Here is a 16771-nt window from a genome sequence, read left to right as displayed (position 1 = left end):
CCCCCGCCACCGCGTCGCCACCACCGCAGCCGCACACGCACCGCCCCTCCGGTGCGGAGGCCGACCCTGCCGCAACCCCGACCTCGGCGAGGCAGGCAACACCGCCTCGGTGGACACCCTCGCCTCCTGAAGATGCTCCTCGCGCCGGCGCGGCCCGAGGTGGACGCCGTGCGGCACCCGACGGGTGGGCGACACCGCCCCGATCCTGGAGAAATGGCACGATGGCGCGGTGAGCATCGGTAGCTATCTGGCCCTGATGGGCGTCTGGCTGGCCGGGGTCGTCTCCCCCGGACCGGATGCTGTTGTGGTGCTGCGACAGTCGGTCCTGGGGTCCCGCCGCCTCGGGATCGCCACAGCCCTCGGGATCGCCACCGGAATCGCGGTCTGGGTCACCGTAGCGATGCTGGGTGTGGCGGCCGGACCACCGAAGGTGCTCGCCGCCGTCCAGATCCTCGGGGCGGCGCTGCTGCTGTACCTGGCCGTGGCGACCCTCCGGGCGCGGCCCCTCACCGACACCGCAACGGGCGCATCGCCGCAATCCCCGTCGACGTCCTTCGCGCTCGGTGTCGCCACCAACATCACCAACCCGAAAGCGGTGGTGTTCTTCATGGCCGTGTTCGCCACACTGATACCGCAGCACGCCTCCGGAGCAGACAAACTCACCGTGGCGGTGTTGCTGATCGCCTCCGAAGCCGCGTGGTTCGGTGCCCTCGCCTGGTTCGCATCCGCGAAAGTCGTCGACCACTGGCTGCGGTCCCATGCCCGCGCGTTCGCCCGCACCACCTCCGCGGTCCTGACGATTCTCGCCGGGGTCGTGCTGTGGTCGGGCACAACAGAACTACTCGCCTGACCCCGGGCGACCTCGAGTCGGGCGCACCGGCCCGGCCACCCCCTCCACCCGAGCAATCGGAGGGTGCCACGCCCACGACCTTCGCGCACTGCTCCCGTGCAACCGCATCTGCGCGACGGGCTCACCGCAGGGCGCGTATCCCCAGATTCCCGCGACCCCTCATTTCGACGAGGCCGAGAGGATCACGTCACCCGTTGGCTGCTTGAACGACCCTGCTGTGCGCGGGTTCTCCGGCCTGTCGGAGGGGCTCACCGCCCAGGACGGGGGACATCGGCGGAAGTCAGAGGGCCGGTATGCCTACGGTTCGGGTCGGGGCACCCTCGGGAGAGGCGGCGTTCAGCTGCTGGACGTCGGCGCTGTGGGCGCGCAGCGCTGCGCGGACTTCGACGCCGGCCCGGCGTCGGCACTGTCGCCGTCCCGGTCGTGGACGACCACAATCAGCACGGCCCGTGACGGCGACACCGATCGGACGCGATGGGGGGTATTCGCGTCGAAGTAGAGGCTGTCCCCCTCGTCCAGGGTGATCACCTGATCGGGGATGCTCACCTCGACAGTCCCCTCCTTGACAAGGATGAACTCTTCACCCGGGTGCTCCATGTAGTCGGATCCGGGTTGCGTCGTCGGGTGAACAATGAACGGCTGCATGGATTTACCGATCATGCGGGTGGCGACGGCGTCGTAGACCGCACTCCCGTCGCGCTCGTCGACCTGCGCGCGCTCACCTCGCCGCTCGACCGTCATCATGCTGTTGTCGGGGCTGTCGGAGAACAGCTGACTGACATCGGCGTCCAGGGCCCGCGCGATCTTCAGCGCCACCGCGATCGACGGTGTACTGATCCCTCGCTCGACCTTCGACAGGTAGCTCTTGGTCAGCCCGGTGCCCTCGGCGAGGGCCTCCAAGGTCAACCCCGCCCGGCGTCGATGCGACCGCAGTAGCGCCGCCATCGTGTCCACACCTCCCTCTCGGTTGCGCCCGCGAAGACAGGCGTCCCCGCACACGCCCACCCTACCGACCACGTCACCCGGTTGCACTATAGGACACTTTGTGTCCTATAGTGCTCTACGTGTCATCGACTTGTCCGTGGTGAAAGGAGCCCCGAGGATGGCGACAACGATGAATCTCGGCAAAGCCGAGTTGATGGAGACCGCCAAGAAGACCATGCTCACCGAGGTCGCGGCGGCCGAGTGGACGGACCGCCAGAAGATCGCCCTGACCTGCCGGGCCCTGTTCGATGCCGGACACGACTCCGGTCTGGCGGGCCAGATCTCCGCGCGCGGCACGGCACCGGGAACCTTCCTCACGCAGCGGCTCGGTCTCGGCTTCGACGAGATCACCGAAAGCAACCTGCTCCTCGTCGACGAGGACCTTCAGGTTCTCGAAGGCAGCGGCATGGCGAACCCGGCCAACAGGTTCCACAGCTGGATCTACCGGGCACGGCCGGATGTGAACTGCATCGTCCACACGCATCCGCTGCACGCGGCGGCATTGTCCATGCTCGAGATCCCCCTGCAGGTCTCGCAGATGGACGTCGCCCCGCTCTACGACGACTGTGCGTTCCTGCCGGACTGGCCGGGAGTTCCCGTCGGCAACGAGGAGGGCGAGATCATCTCTGCCGCGCTCGGTGACAAGCGCGCGATCCTGCTCGCCCACCACGGGCAACTCGTCGTCGGATCGACCATCGAAGAGGCGTGCTCGCTGGCGCACCTGATCGAACGGGCGGCCCGCCTGCAACTGCTCGCGATGGCGGCCGGCGAGATCAAGCCTCTTCCCCCACGGCTGGCGCGTGAGGCCCACGACTGGACCCTCACCCCACGCCGCAGCGAAGCCAACTTCGGCTACTACGCACGCAAGGCCCTGCGCTCCCACCCGGACGCGATCGACTGCCACTGACCCCGGCCACCCACCATCCGAATTCTCTTGGAGTGCACCTTGACCACAATCAGCGGAATCGTTGCATACCCCGTCACACCGTTCGACAGCCGAGACCCCGAGACGATCGACGTGGACATCCTGCACCTGCTGCTGGACCGCATGATCGATGCAGGCGTCGATGCGATCGCCCCCCTCGGCAGCACCGGGGAGAGCGCCTACCTCGACCACAACGAGTGGATCACCGTCGCAACCGAAACCATCGAGCACACCGACGGCCGGGTGCCGACGGTCGTCGGAGTCTCGGACCTGACCACTGCCGGCACGATCCGTCGCGCGCAGATCGCCGAGCGCCTCGGCGCCACGGCGGTGATGGCGCTGCCCACCTCGTACTGGCGCCTCACCGAGGAAGAGGTCCGGTTGCACTTCACCACCCTCGCCGAATCGATCGGAATCCCGGTGATGGTCTACAACAACCCAGCTACCACCGGCATCGACATGACGGCGGAGTTCCTGTTCGACCTCGTCGCCACGGTCGAGAACATCACGATGGTCAAGGAATCCACCGGTGACATTGCGCGCATGCACCGCCTGAACGAACTCAGCGGCAACACACTTGCGTTCTTCAACGGCAGCAACCCGCTGGCGCAGAGGGCCTTTCAGGCGGGTGCCGCAGGCTGGTGCACCGCGGCGCCGTGCCTGATCCCGCACCGGATCGTCGAGTTCCACCGCGCGATCACCACAGGCCGGGAGGACGAGGCGGCCGAACTCTTCGATCGGCTCCGTCCGCTCCTCGACATGATCGTCAGCCGCGGGCTTCCGGCCACGATCAAGGCGGGCCTGCGCAGCGTCGGCGTCGAGGCGGGAACCCCGCGCCGGCCCCTGCTTCCCCTCGATGAACCCGAAACCGCCCGACTCGAGGAGCTCATCGCCGCCTGCCGGTGACGGAACACCACCACCGCTCGTATTTCACACGCAGCACTGGCCGAACGCTGCCGCCTGCCGAGCGCAGCGCATCCCGCATCGAACTTCGCAGACGCAGAGCCCGCGGACACTACGCACTGGCACCGCTCCACCCGAGACCTTCGAAAACCCACAGGAGCAACCGAATTGACAACGACCACCACTCCGACGGTCCGACCGCTCGCCCCCACCGACGAGACCCGCTGGCGCGTCCTCTTCCGTGAGTACCGCACGTTCTACAAGCTGCCCGAGTCCGAGGACATCGTCTCCCGTGCATGGGGATGGTTCATGGATCCCCGACACGAATGCAAGGCGCTCGTCGCGGAGGCGCACGGCGAGATCCTCGGGTTCGCACACCACCGTCGTTTCTCCTCGCCCTACACCGGTACCACCGGTCTCTTCCTCGACGATCTGTTCACCGACCCCGCGGCCCGGGGCCGGGGGGTCGGACGTGCACTGATCGAGCGTCTCACCGAGATGGCCGCCGCCGAGGGCCGCGCCGTGGTGCAGTGGGTGACCGCCGAGGACAACCATCGAGCCCAGGCGCTCTACAACACCCTCGCCACACGAACGAACTGGGTCACCTACGAAGCCGAGCCCTCGGCGAGGTGATCACTGCACCATGAGCGTGTTCCTTCCAGGAGTCCTGCGGTAGGACTTCGTCCGGTCAGGATGCAGTGATGGCCGGCCGGGCAGGTACCGACCCGACGGTCGAGTGCGCGTCGCAGTTCGCGCACGACGGCGTAGGGGTCGGTCCTGCCCGGCTGTGTCGGGGTCGGTCGACCGCAGCATCGTGAGGAACAGGTGCGCAGGGCCGGCCAGGGGTGGCCTGCGGGCGCGCCTGCCGGCCCAGCGCACAGACACTCACCCGAACTCCAGGGCGAACTCGTCGATCTCGGACTGGTCCAGACCACTCAGCGTCAGATCGGAGGGCGTGAAGCCGCCCGCGTCGTCGCGCGCGGCGTGGTCGGCGAGCGCACGCAGCGCCGCGACCCAGCCGTGTGCCAGCTCGGCGACGACGGTCGCCGTGACGACGCCGGTGGCGTACCCCCACGTCGCGCGGAGCACCGGCCCGGCCGGCGTCTCCTCGGTGACGGCACCGACCTCGATCGCGTGGCTCACCGGCATCGCCTCGTCGGTGGCGCCACCGAGCACGCCGGCTTCCGGAGCCGCCGTCCACGGCGCGCCGGTCCCGTCGCCGAGGGTCAGCCGGCCGAGGTAGTTGAACCCGATCTCCGGTGCCGGTCCGGCCCCGAGCTCGGCCGCGGAGTCGGGGTCGAGGTGACGGAGCATGCCGAATCCGATTCCGCTGTCCGGGATCTCCCGCAGTTGCTCCTTGACGAGCTTGAGCGCCGCACCGGCGGCGGCCCCACCGGCGAAGGCCTCGGCGAGGTCCACCGCCGACACGTCGAGACGGACCGGATACAGGGTGGTGAACCAGCCGACGGTGCGGGACAGGTCGGCGCCGGGCACCACCTGCTCCTCACGTCCGTGCCCCTCCCGGTCCACCGGGACCGGCCCGCCGCCGCACGCCCGGCGCACGGTCAGCGCCAACGCGGTCAGCAGCACGTCGTCGACACCCGCGCGGAACCGCTCCGGCACGGTGGTCAGCAGCGCCTCGGTCACCGACGCCGGGACCTCCACCTGCACCCGCGCGACCGTGGCCAGCGTGTCACGCACCGGGTCCACGTCCCGCCCGGCAATTCGCACGCACCCGGCGGGTTCGAGGACGCGGCGCCACAACGCCAGTTCGCCGCGCCGCGCGGGGACCTGCTCCAGCAGTCCCCGCGCCCATGCCCGCAGCGGTGTTCCCCCGCCGTCCGGTTCGACGCCCTCGCAGGCGGCGGCCAGGTCCTGGACCAGGATCCGCCACGAGACCCCGTCGACCACCAGGTGGTGTATCACCACCAGGATCCGGCCCGGGCGGTCCGGCCCGGTGTCGAAGAAGACCAGCCGCATCATCGCGCCGGCCTCGGGATCGAGGGCGGCGCACGCGACGTCGGTCTCCTCGGACAGCACCGACGAGCGCGCCCGCTCGTCGAGTCCCCGGACGTCCACCCGTCTGACAAGCGCGGCCGGATCTACGACGTCCGCGGCACGGACGTCGAAGGTCCGTGCGACCGGATCGAAGACGGCACGCAGCGCGTCGTGCCCCGCGAGCACCCGGCCCACCGCGCCGGCCAGGGTGGCGAGGTCGAGGCCGGGGGGTGCGATCAGCAGCCGGGACTGGGCGAATCTCCGGTAGGGGCCGCCGCGGTCGAGGAGGTCGTGCACGATCGGGGTCGCGGGGACGAGACCCAAGGCCGCGGTCCGATCCGTCGCCTCCGATACCGGATCGACCTGCACGATCCGGGCCAGGCCCGCCGGGGTGCGGTGTTCGAAGACGTCGCGCGCGGCGAACCGCAGTCCCGCCGCGCGAGCACGCGACACGAGCTGGATCGAGACGATGGAATCGCCGCCGAGGGAAAAGAAGTCGTCGTCCGGCCCGACCACGTCCAGGTGCAGCACCTCCGCCACCACCACGCACAGGCGTCGCTCGAGGTCGTTCGCCGGGGCGCGCGGCGCACCGGCGGGCGCGAAGACCGGAGCGGGCAGCGCCCGCCGGTCGAACTTGCCGTTCGGGGTGGTCGGGAACTCGTCGAGCACCACGACCGCGGCCGGCACCATGTGCTCGGGCAGGCGACGGGACATGTGCTGCCGCAACACCTCCGGGTCGGTCGCATCGCCGACGACGTAGCCGACGAGCCGGCGCCGGCCCGGTTCGTCCTCGCGTGCCACGACCACACAGCCCGCGACCGACGGATGCGCCGACAGCACGGTCTCGATCTCGCCGAGCTCGATACGGAACCCGCGGATCTTGACCTGATCGTCGCTGCGGCCGAGATATTCGAGGACCGGACGGTCGCCGCCCGCGTCGAGCCACCGCACCCGATCGCCGGTGCGGTAGAGCCGGGTTCCGGAGGCACCGAACGGATCGGCCACGTACCGGGTGGAGCTGTGGCCGGGCCGGTTCAGGTAGCCGCGGGTCACGCCGGGCCCGCCGACGTACAGCTCCCCGGCCACTCCCGTCGGCACGAGGCACAGGCGGTCGTCGAGCACGTACACCCGGGCACCGTCGATCGGCGTCCCGATGTGCGGGCGCACTCCGCGGATCTCGGCAATGGTGGCGTCGACCGTGCATTCGGTGGGGCCGTACATGTTCAGCGCCCGCACCCCGTCGATCGACCCGAGCGTCGACCACAGGTCCGCGGACACGGCCTCGCCGCCGACCGCGAGCAGGCGCGGGCGGTGTGGCGCCGCAGGCTCGCACAGCCCGGCGGCGAGCAGTTCGGTCATGAGCAACGGTACGCAGTCGACGGCGTCGATGCGGTGGGTGCGCACGTAGTCCACGGTGGCGGCGGCGTCGGCGAGCAGATCGGCGTCCGGCAGGTACAGCGTGTGCCCGGCCAGCATGGACAGCAACGGATCGATCGAGGAATCGAAGGACAGCGCGTAGGTGAGCAGCACCCGCAGCGGCCGATCCTCCGCGCGGCCGACGGTCCGGCGGCGCTGCGTCGCGACCAGGTTCACCACACCCCGGTGCGGCACCACGACGCCCTTGGGGAGGCCGGTCGAACCGGAGGTGTAGACGATGTACGCGGCGCCGTCGCCGGAGACCGCGCCGAGACGCTCGCCCGGCTCGAGCGGGGTGTCCGGCAGCGCGGGGTCCACCGCGGCGAGCGCGGCCTCGTCGAGGACGAGCACGGGCCGGGAGTCGGCGAGCATGTGCTCGACGCGCTCGACCGGGTACCCGGGATCGACCGGCACGTAGGCGCCGCCGGCCTGCCACACCGCGAGGGCCGCGACGATCGCGTCCGTGCCGCGCGGCAGCATCAGCGCGACCACGGTCTCCGGTCCCACGCCGCGGCCGATCAGGTAGCGGGCCAGACGGCCGGCGCGGGCGTGCACTTGCCCGAAGGTCAGCGTCTCGGTGCCGGTGACGAGCGCGGTCGCCTCCGGGGTGCGCTGCGCCTGGCGGGTGAACAGGTCGCCGAGGGTGCCCGCCCCGACGTCCTCGATCTCGTCCATACATACGTACGGGCTGCCGGAGCGGAGGCGGTCGCGTTCGTCGTCGGAGAGCAGGTCGAGCGCGGACAGGCGGGTCTGCGGATCCGTCCCGAGGGCGTCGAAGGCGCGCACCACGCGCCCCGCCAGCGCGTCGGCCGTGGTCGGGTCGAACAGGTCCCGCGCGTACTCCACCCGCACCCGTAGGCCACCGTCCACGTCCTCGATCACGTCGAAGGTCAGGTCGAACAGGGCGGCGCCGGTGTCGACGGTGGACACGCGCGGTTCCAGACCGGCGAAGGCGTCGACGACGGGCGGGGTGCGATGCTGCACGAGCACCTGGAACAGCGGATGCCGGCCGGCGCTGCGAGCCGGCTCGAGGGCCTCGACGAGACGGTCGAACGGCAGGTCCTGATGCGCGTAGGCGTCGAGATCGGTGCTGCGGACCCGGGCGAGCAGGTCGGCGAGCGTGGGGTCACCCGACAGGTCCGTCCGCAGCACCACCATGTTGACGAAGAACCCGACGAGGCCGTCCAGCTCGGCCGCGGGCCGGCCCGCGGTGGGCGAGCCGATCGGGAGGTCCTCCCCCGCGCCGCTGCGTGCGAGTGCGACGGCGACGGCGGTGTGCACGAGCATGAACATCGTGACGTTCGCCGCGCGCGCGACGGCGCGCAGTGCGTCGGCGACGTGCGGGGACACCGGCTGCTCGACCGTGCCGCCCACGAACGAGGCGGTCACCCCACGCGGCCGGTCGGTGGGCAGGGCGAGCTCCTCGGGCATCCCGTCCAGCCGGGCGCGCCAGTAGTCCAGCTGCCGGTCCGCGAGTCCGTCTGCGCCGCCGAGGATCTCGCGGTGCCATACCGCGAAGTCGGCGTACTGCACCGGGAGCGGCGCCGGCGTCCAGGAGCGTCCGGCGGCCGCGGCGGCATACGCGGCGCCGAGCTCGCGCAGCAGGATGGGGGCGGACAGCTCGTCGGCGGCGATGTGGTGCACGAGCACCAGCAGCACGGTCTCCGCGCCTCCGTCGTCGAAGAGCGCCACCCGGATCGGGATCTCGCGTTCGAGGTCGAATGCGTGCCGCGCCTCGGCCGCCGCCGCCGCGTCCAGGCCGGACGCCGGGACGGTGCGGGCGGTGAACGGCACCTCGGGTGCGGCGAGCGCGCGCTGCATGCCGACGCCGTCGTGGTCCTCGAGCACGGTGCGCAGGACCTCGTGCCGGTCGAGGACCGCGCGCACCGCGTCGCGCAGCGCCGCCGGATCGGGGACACCGCGCAGGCGCAGCGTCAGCGGCACGTTGTAGGTCGGGCTCGGCCCCTCGAGGCGGAACTGGAACCACAGCCGCTGCTGCCCCGCCGACAGCGGTGCCCAGTCGCCGCGCTCGACCGGTCGCAGCGGGATCCGCAGCGCTGCAGCACCGTCCGGGCACTGCGCGGCGAGCGCCTCGACGGTCGGGTGGTCGAAGACGGTGCGGATCGGCAGTTCCACGCCGAGCGTGTCGCGGACCGTCGCGATCAGCTTGGCCGCCGCGAGGGAATGACCGCCGAGGAGGAAGAAGTCGTCGTCGACGCCGACCGTGTCGAGGCCGAGGACGTCCGCGAACGCGGCGCACAGCACGCGTTCGCGTTCGGTGGCGGCCGCGCGCCCGCCGACAAGAGTCCCGAAGTCCGGTTCCGGCAGCGACGTGCGGTCCACCTTGCCGTTCGAGGTGAGCGGCAGCACGTCGAGGAACACGAACGCCGACGGCACCATGTGCGCCGGCAGCCGCCGCGCCACGTGCTCGCGGGCCGCCGCCGGGTCGCCGTCGCCGCCGACCAGGTAGGCGACGAGCCGCGCGGTGCCGGTCGCGTCGGGACGCGCCCCGGCGACGGCCCGCGTGACGCCGGGCAACTCCTGCAGCGCCGCCTCGACCTCGCCGAGTTCGACGCGGAAGCCGCGGATCTTGACCTGGTCGTCCCGGCGGCCGCGGTAGGCGAGGCGGCCGTCCGCGGTCCACCGCACCACGTCGCCGGTGCGGTACATGCGGGTTTCGCTGTCGCCGAACGGGTTCGCCACGAACCGCGCCGCCGTCGCGCCGGGCGCGCCGAGGTAGCCGCGCACCACGCCGGGACCGGCGACGTACAGTTCGCCGTCCACCCCCTCGGGGACGGGCTCGAGCGCGGCGTCGAGCACGTAGGCACGCAGGTTCGCCACCGGCCGGCCGATCACGGGTTCCGCCGCGTCCCCCACCTCGGCGACGAGGACGTCGACGGTGCCCTCCGTGGGGCCGTAGAAGTTGAACGCGGCGCCGTCCCGGTCGCGCAGGCGTCGCCACAGGGTGTCGGTGACGGCGTCGCCGCCGAACCCGAGGGTCGGCACGTCGCGCAGCAGGTCGGCCTCGACGATCTGCTCGAGTTGCGCGGGCGACAGTTCGACGAAGTGCCACCCCTCGCTGCGGGCGAGTTCGGCGAGCCGGTGCGGGTCGCGCTGCGTGGTCTCGTCGACGATGCTCAGCTCGTGCCCGTCGAGCAGCCACAGGTGCGGGCCCCACGAGGCGTCGAACGCGAACGACCAGACGTGCCCGACCCGCAGGCGGTCGCGGCCGGCCTCGGCGCGGGCCCGGGAGAAGACGCGCGCGCGGTGGCTGTGGAACAGGTTGACGGCCCCGCGGTGCGGGACCTCCACGCCCTTGGGCCGGCCGGTCGACCCGGAGGTGTGGATGAGGTAGGCCACGTCGAGCTCGTGCAGCGGTCGGCCGCGTTCGGCGCGGGTCAGCGGCTCGTCGGCGTAACCGGACGGGTCCAGCTCGTCGAGGTCCACCGGATCGGGCAGGCCCGCGGCGCAGGCGATCTCGGCGATACGTGCGGCCACGTCGCCGCCGGTGAGCACGACACCGGGCGCGGTCTCGGCGAGCACGTGCGCGAGTCGCTCGGCCGGATGGTCGGGGTCCAGCGGGACGCACGTCGCGCCGGCCTCGAGGACGGCGAACAGCGCGACGAGCGTGTCGGTGCGGCGCGGCAGCGCGACGGCGACGCGCCGCTGCGGGCCCAGCCCGGCGCTCAGGAGGTGCCGGGCGAGTCGGCGCGAGCGCGCGGCCAGTTCGCCGAAGGTCAGTGCGGTGGCGGCATCGCGCACCGCGGGTGCGTCCGGGTCGCGGGCCACCTGGGCGGCCAGCAGGTCCGGCAGCGTGAGGCCCGTGGGCACCGGCAGGTCGTCGCCGCTGCGCTCACCGAGGAGGCGGCGGCGCTCGTCGGCGTCGAGGATCTGCAGCCGGGCCAGCGGCCGGTGCGGGTCGGTGAGCGCGGCGACCCGGGTGAGAAGGAGTTCGAGCCGGCGGGCGTGCCGCTCGAGGTCGTCGGCGGTGTAGGCGTCGGCGTCGGCGTCCACCCAGATCTCGAGGCCGCCGGTGTGGTCGAGCGGCCGCGCGGTGACCATGAAGTCCTGCAGCGGGCCCCGGGCCACGGAATGCACCGCGGCGTGCAGGTCCGCGAAACGCAGCCGGTCGCCGAACGGTTTGACGTTGACGGACGGCCCCACGACACCGCGCGAGCCGGCGGGCAGGCGCAGGTCGTTCTGGATGTCCTCCCCGCGGTAGCGGTGGTGCGGACGGCAGTTCGCCACCGCGGCGCGCACGTCGCCGACGAGGTCGGCGAGGGTGCGGGCGGGTTCGGGGCGCAGGCGCAGCGGTACGACGTTGACCGCGGACATCGGCACGGTCGTCGCGGCGCTGCCCAGCCGGTTCATCACCGGGAATCCCACGATCACGTCGCCGCGTCCGGTCGCGGCCCGCAGGTACGCGGCGACGGCGGCGGTGACGACGTCGCCCCAGCTCGCCCCGGTGGCCTTGCCGAGCTGCGAGAGTCCCTGCTGCTGTTCGGCGGTCAGGGTCAGGCGCACGCCGCGGCAGCGGACGGCGATGCCGCCGGGACCGTCGGCGAGGGCCACGGCGTCCTCGGCGCCGTCGAGGTAGCCGGCCCAGAAGTCCCGGTCGGCGGCGAAGTCCGCGGACGCGCGATAGGCGGCCTCCTCGGCGACGACGGGGGCGAGCGGGGCGAACCTCGCCGGCGGCACCGGGCGCCCGAGCACGTCGGCGGTGTAGCGCTCGGCGATGCGCCGGGTGAGCAGGCCGAAGCCGTAGGCGTCGATCACCAGGTGATGGATGCACAGGTAGAGAACCACGTGCCGGTCGTCGAGCCGGAGCACGGCGGCGCGCAGGCAGAGTTCCCGTGCGGGGTCGAGCACGCGCGTATGGTCCTCGCGCATCCAGTGCTGCGCGGCCGCTTCCGGGTCGGGCTCGCGGCGCAGATCGACGACGGCAGGCTCCGGCGCCGCGTGTGCACCGGGACGGATGACGACCGATCCGTCGGCCTGCACGGCGAAGGCTGCGGTCGGCACCTCGGCTTCGGCGACGGTCTCCCGGACCGCGCGCAGCAGGGCGGCGACGTCGACCTCGCCGCGGAGTTCGACGCATTCCGCGGTGTTGAAGACGGGGTTCGCGGGGTCGAGCTGCTGGGCGAACCACACGCCGGACTGGGCTCGCGTCAGCGGAAACTCCGAGGTCGACAGGCCGGACGTGGGCACGATCGATCCCCTTTCTACGGTCGAATTCGACTGTGCCGTATCGCATCACGAGCGGTGAAGCCGGTCCGGCGCGAAACGTGACGATACCAAAGGTTAGGCTAACCGTATATGTTCTGCTGGGTCGGGTGCACGGCACCACGACCGACCCTGTCACCGCTACGAGAGGTCTGTGCACATGCAAGCACCGGTCGCCGCCCGCGGCACCGCCGCCTCGCGGCAAGTCGATACCGCCGCCTCGCGGCAAGTCGATACCGCCGCCCCGCGGCAGGCCGATACCGCCGCCCCGTTCGTGCTGTCGCGTCCGCACGGCACCGTCGTGGCGGAGGGCGTCGATGTCCGGTTCGACTCGGCCGGCGAGGCCGCGGCCGCGCTGCGCGCCGGCTCGGTGGCGGCCGTCGTCGGCGCGCTACCGTTCGCTCCCGATCACCGCGCCGCGCTCACGGCGCCCGTCGCGCTGCGGCACCAGCCGGACCCCGTCGGGGACGCCGCCGTCCCGCTCGCGCCGGTGCGGATCGCCGCGACACTGCCCGCCGAGGACGAACACCTCGACCGGGTGGCCACGGCGCTGCGGCAGCTCCGCGATCCGGCCGACGACCTGGCGAAGGTGGTGCTGGCCCGGGCGCTGCTCCTGCGGGCGGACGCACCCGTCGACCCGATGTCGCTGCTCGCCCGGCTGGCCGGAAACGATCCCACCGGAAACGGTTTCGCCGTCGATCTCACCGCCGCCGGCGGAGCGTGGACCGGCCGGCACCTCGTCGGCGCCAGCCCCGAGGTGCTCGTCCGGCGCCGCGGCGACCTCGTCACATGCCATCCGCTGGCCGGGTCCGCGCCCCGGCATCCGGATCCCGAGGTGGACGGGCGCACCGCACAACGCCTCGCCGCATCGGAGAAGAACCGCGCGGAGCACGCCCACGTCGTCGAGGCCCTGCGGACGAGCCTCGACCCGCTGTGCACCGACCTCGACATCCCCCGTACGCCGACGCTGGCGAGCACCCGGCAGCTCTGGCACCTGGGCACCCCGATCGCCGGCCGGTTGCGGGACCGGTCGGTCACCGCGCTCGACCTGGCTCTGGCCGTGCATCCGACCCCCGCGATCTGCGGCACGCCGACCGCCGCGGCCCGGGCACTGATCCGCGAACTGGAGGGCGACCGCGGCTTCTACGCCGGTGCCGTGGGCTGGGCCGACCGGGACGGTGACGGCGAATGGATGGTGACGATCCGCTGCGCCGTCCTCGACGCCGACGGCACCACGCTCACCACCCACGCCGGCGGCGGCATCGTCGCCGGTTCGGATCCACTCGACGAACTCGCCGAGACCACAACGAAGTTCGGCACGGTGCTCGACGCGCTCGAGGTGCGACGATGAGCCGGTCCGTCACCCTCGTCGTCGGCGCGGCCCACGGCATCGGCCGCGCCACCGCCCGCACCCTCGCGGGGGCCGGGCACCGCGTCGTCCTCGCCGATCGGGATCTCGACGGCCTGGCCGAGACCGCCGCGCTGCTCGACGTGCCCGCTCCCGTGCACGGTCTCGACGTGTGCGATGCGGCCGCCGTCGCCGAGGCGGTCGCCCGGGTGGAAGCCGAGCACGGGCCGGTCGACGCGCTGGCCCACGTCGCGGGTGTGTTCACCACCGGATCGGTGCTCGACTGCGATCCCGCCGAGTGGCGGAAGATGTTCGACGTCAACGTCACCGGCCTGGTCAACGTGCTGCGCGTCGTCGGCCGCGGAATGCGCGAACGTCGCCGCGGCGCGATCGTCACGGTCGGCTCCAACTCGGCGGGGGTGCCCCGCGTCGGGATGGGCGCCTACGGGGCGTCGAAGTCCGCCGCCCACATGATCGTCCGGGTGCTCGGTCTCGAGCTGGCCCGATTCGGGGTGCGCGCCAACGTCGTCGCGCCCGGTTCCACGGACACCGCGATGCAACGGTCCCTGTGGCCGGATCCGGGCGACGACGCGGGTGCCCGCACCGCGATCGACGGCGACGCGACCTCGTTCAAGGTGGGTATTCCGCTGGGCCGCATCGCCGAGCCCGCCGACATCGCGGACGCCGTCGCGTTCCTGCTCTCGGACCGCGCCCGCCACATCACCATGCAGACCCTGTACGTCGACGGCGGCGCCACGCTGCGCGCCTGACCCGAAAGGACCCCCGTGACGATCGCCGCCACCCGGACTCCCCTGGCCGCCACCGCCGGCTACCCGCGGGAGTTCGCGGAACTCTACCGCGCCGCGGGTTACTGGACGGACGAGACGTTCGTCCGGTTCCTGTCCGGCCGGGCCGACCGTCACGGCGAGCGCGTCGCGCTCGTCGGCCGCGACGCCCACGGCACCGAGCGACGGATCACCTACCGCGAGCTGTCCGACACGGCGGACCGGATCGCCGCGGGCCTCGCGGCGGCCGGGGTGCAGCGCGGCGACCGGGTCCTGGTGCAGCTACCCAACATCGTCGAGTACACCGAGGTGGTCTTCGCGGTGTTCCGTCTCGGTGCGCTGCCGGTGTTCGCGCTGCCCGCGCACCGCAGCGCCGAGATCGGGTACTTCTGCCGGTTCACCGACGCCGCCGCGTACGTGATCGCCGGCGAGCACGGCGGAATCGACTACCGGGCGCTGGCCCGGCAGGTGTGCGCGGCTCTCGACCGGCCCCCGGTCGTGATCGTCGCCGGCGACGCGCAGGAGTTCACCGCGCTCGACGCGCTGCGCGCACACGAGCCGGACGCGTGCGCCGACGTCGACCCGGAATCCGTGGCGTTCCTGCAGCTCTCGGGTGGGACGACCGGCACACCGAAGCTGATCCCGCGCACCCACACCGACTACCTGTACTCCGTGCGCGAGTCGGCCCGCATCTGCGGCGTCGACGCCGGCACCCGGATGCTCGTGGTTCTGCCGGCGGCACACAACTTCCCGATGAGCTCACCCGGGATCCTCGGCGTCCTGCACGCCGGAGGTACGGTCGTGCTGGCCCCGGACCCGAGCCCCGACACCGCCTTCGAGCTGATCGAGCGGGAGGGGATCACCATGGCCTCGCTCGTGCCCCCGCTCGCCCTGGCGTGGCTCGCGGCGCGGGCCCGCACCGAGCGGGACCTGTCGTCGCTGCGGGTCCTGCAGGTCGGCGGGGCGAAGTTCGGTGCCGAAGCGGCCGCGCGGGTGACGCCCGAACTCGGCTGCACCCTGCAGCAGGTGTTCGGGATGGCGGAGGGCCTGGTCAACTACACCCGGCTCGACGACCCCGACACCACCGTCGTCGGCACGCAGGGCCGTCCCATCAGCCCGCACGACGAGATCCGGATCGTCGACGACGAGGATCGGCCCGTCGCCCCCGGCGCGACGGGCCACCTGCTCACCCGCGGCCCGTACACGATCCGCGGCTACTACGCCGCGCCCGAGCACAATGCGACGGCGTTCACCCCCGACGGGTTCTACCGCACCGGCGATCTCGTGCGCCTGACCGAGGACGGCTACGTCGTCGTCGAGGGCCGCGCGAAGGATCAGATCAACCGGGGCGGCGAGAAGATCGCCGCCGAAGAGGTGGAGAACCACCTGCTCGCCCACCCCCACGTCCTGGACGCCGCGGTGGTCGCCGTGCCCGACGCCTACCTCGGGGAGCGCACGTGCGTGTTCGTCGTGGCCGACGGGACCACGCCGAAAGCCCCGGCGCTGAAGGCGTTCCTGCGGGAACGGGGCCTGGCCGCGTACAAGATCCCCGACAAGGTGGTCCTCGTCGACGCCTTCCCCGTCACCGGAGTGGGCAAGACCAGCCGCGCCGAGCTGCGCCGCGCGCTCGCCGCCACCCTGCAGCACTGATCCCCGACGACAGAAAGCGAATCCCGCCATGGCCCTGCCGAAGTCCGTCTCCTATCCGATGCCCACGGACCTGCCGGAGAACACCGTCGACTGGACGATCGATCCGCGGCGGGCGGTGCTGCTCGTGCACGACATGCAGGAGTACTTCGTCCGCGCGTTCGACCGCACGGCGGATCCGCTGGCCACGGTGGTGCCGAACATCGATACGATCCGGCAGTCGGCGTACGAGGCGGGCATTCCCGTCGTCTACACCGCCCAGCCGGGCGATCAGGATCCCGCCGAGCGCGCCCTGCTCACCGACTTCTGGGGTCCCGGCCTGGCCGACGACCCGGCTCTGACGTCCGTCGTCGCCGAACTCGCGCCGCGCGAGGACGACGTGCAGCTCACCAAGTGGCGCTACAGCGCATTCATCCGCACCGACCTGCGGGAGCGGATGCACGCGTGGGGCCGGGACCAGCTCGTCGTGACCGGCGTCTACGCCCACATCGGGTGCCTGAGCACCGCGCTGGACGGGTTCATGCGGGATGTGCAGGTCTTCGTCGTCGCGGACGGGGTCGCGGACTTCTCCCGGCGGGAGCACACCGAGGCGCTGCAGTACCTCGCGGCGCGATGCGCCGCCGTGGTGCCGGCGGCGGACGCGGTGCGGCGCCTGCGGACCGGCGCCCTTTCGGTGTCCGGCTGAGCGGCGG

At 72.3% G+C, this 16771-nt stretch carries 10 protein-coding genes; 8 read left to right on the top strand and 2 right to left on the bottom strand.

Translation table 11 applies throughout. The features are described from left to right. Nucleotides 1–229 precede the first annotated feature (229 nt). Nucleotides 230–850: a LysE family translocator gene (locus LZP97_RS25010; protein WP_172603549.1), complete on the top strand. Its 621-nt coding sequence runs from the start codon at nt 230–232 to the stop codon at nt 848–850. A 336-nt stretch (nt 851–1186) separates the two neighbouring features. Here the strand turns inward: LZP97_RS25010 and LZP97_RS25005 are convergent, their stop codons facing one another. Further along, nucleotides 1187–1795, bottom strand: a complete 609-nt coding sequence (locus LZP97_RS25005) for a helix-turn-helix domain-containing protein (protein ID WP_048772684.1) — start codon at nt 1793–1795, stop codon at nt 1187–1189. Nucleotides 1796–1952: 157 nt separating this feature from the next. Here LZP97_RS25005 and LZP97_RS25000 point away from each other — a divergent pair, with 157 nt between their 5' ends. The 3 genes from LZP97_RS25000 to LZP97_RS24990 all read left to right on the top strand — a co-directional run bounded on the left by LZP97_RS25000 (nt 1953) and on the right by LZP97_RS24990 (nt 4295). Then, nucleotides 1953–2741, top strand: a complete 789-nt coding sequence (locus LZP97_RS25000) for an aldolase (RefSeq protein ID WP_010593773.1) — start codon at nt 1953–1955, stop codon at nt 2739–2741. Between the two features lie 39 nt (nt 2742–2780). Beyond that, nucleotides 2781–3665: a dihydrodipicolinate synthase family protein gene (locus LZP97_RS24995; protein WP_010593772.1), complete on the top strand. Its 885-nt coding sequence runs from the start codon at nt 2781–2783 to the stop codon at nt 3663–3665. A gap of 165 nt (nt 3666–3830) precedes the next feature. Continuing rightward, complete coding sequence (locus tag LZP97_RS24990; protein ID WP_010593771.1) at nt 3831–4295, top strand: GNAT family N-acetyltransferase; 465 nt, start codon at nt 3831–3833, stop codon at nt 4293–4295. 252 nt (nt 4296–4547) lie between these two features. Here LZP97_RS24990 and LZP97_RS24985 read toward each other — a convergent pair whose 3' ends face one another. Next, a complete protein-coding gene (locus tag LZP97_RS24985; protein ID WP_048772622.1) occupies nt 4548–12284 on the bottom strand; it encodes a non-ribosomal peptide synthetase in 7737 nt (2578 codons plus the stop codon). A 175-nt stretch (nt 12285–12459) separates the two neighbouring features. Here LZP97_RS24985 and LZP97_RS24980 point away from each other — a divergent pair, with 175 nt between their 5' ends. From LZP97_RS24980 to LZP97_RS24965, 4 genes are read left to right on the top strand one after another with little or no spacing between them, the layout of a single operon-like run. Continuing rightward, a complete protein-coding gene (locus LZP97_RS24980; RefSeq protein ID WP_026137721.1) occupies nt 12460–13650 on the top strand; it encodes an isochorismate synthase in 1191 nt (396 codons plus the stop codon). Continuing rightward, nucleotides 13647–14417, top strand: a complete 771-nt coding sequence (locus tag LZP97_RS24975) for a 2,3-dihydro-2,3-dihydroxybenzoate dehydrogenase (RefSeq protein WP_010593768.1) — start codon at nt 13647–13649, stop codon at nt 14415–14417. Before LZP97_RS24980 ends, LZP97_RS24975 begins: the two co-directional genes overlap by 4 nt. A 15-nt stretch (nt 14418–14432) precedes the next feature. Further along, complete coding sequence (locus LZP97_RS24970) at nt 14433–16082, top strand: (2,3-dihydroxybenzoyl)adenylate synthase (protein WP_048772623.1); 1650 nt, start codon at nt 14433–14435, stop codon at nt 16080–16082. A gap of 28 nt (nt 16083–16110) precedes the next feature. Continuing rightward, nucleotides 16111–16764, top strand: coding sequence for an isochorismatase family protein (locus LZP97_RS24965; protein ID WP_017680591.1), 654 nt, complete (start codon nt 16111–16113; stop codon nt 16762–16764). The last annotated feature ends 7 nt before the right edge of the window (nt 16765–16771 follow it).

The organism is Rhodococcus sp. DMF-1 (assembly GCF_021441945.1).
GTDB lineage: Bacteria > Actinomycetota > Actinomycetes > Mycobacteriales > Mycobacteriaceae > Rhodococcus > Rhodococcus ruber.
The sequence above is the reverse complement of the archived record's forward strand: the minus strand, read 5'-3'. Positions and strand labels throughout refer to the sequence as shown.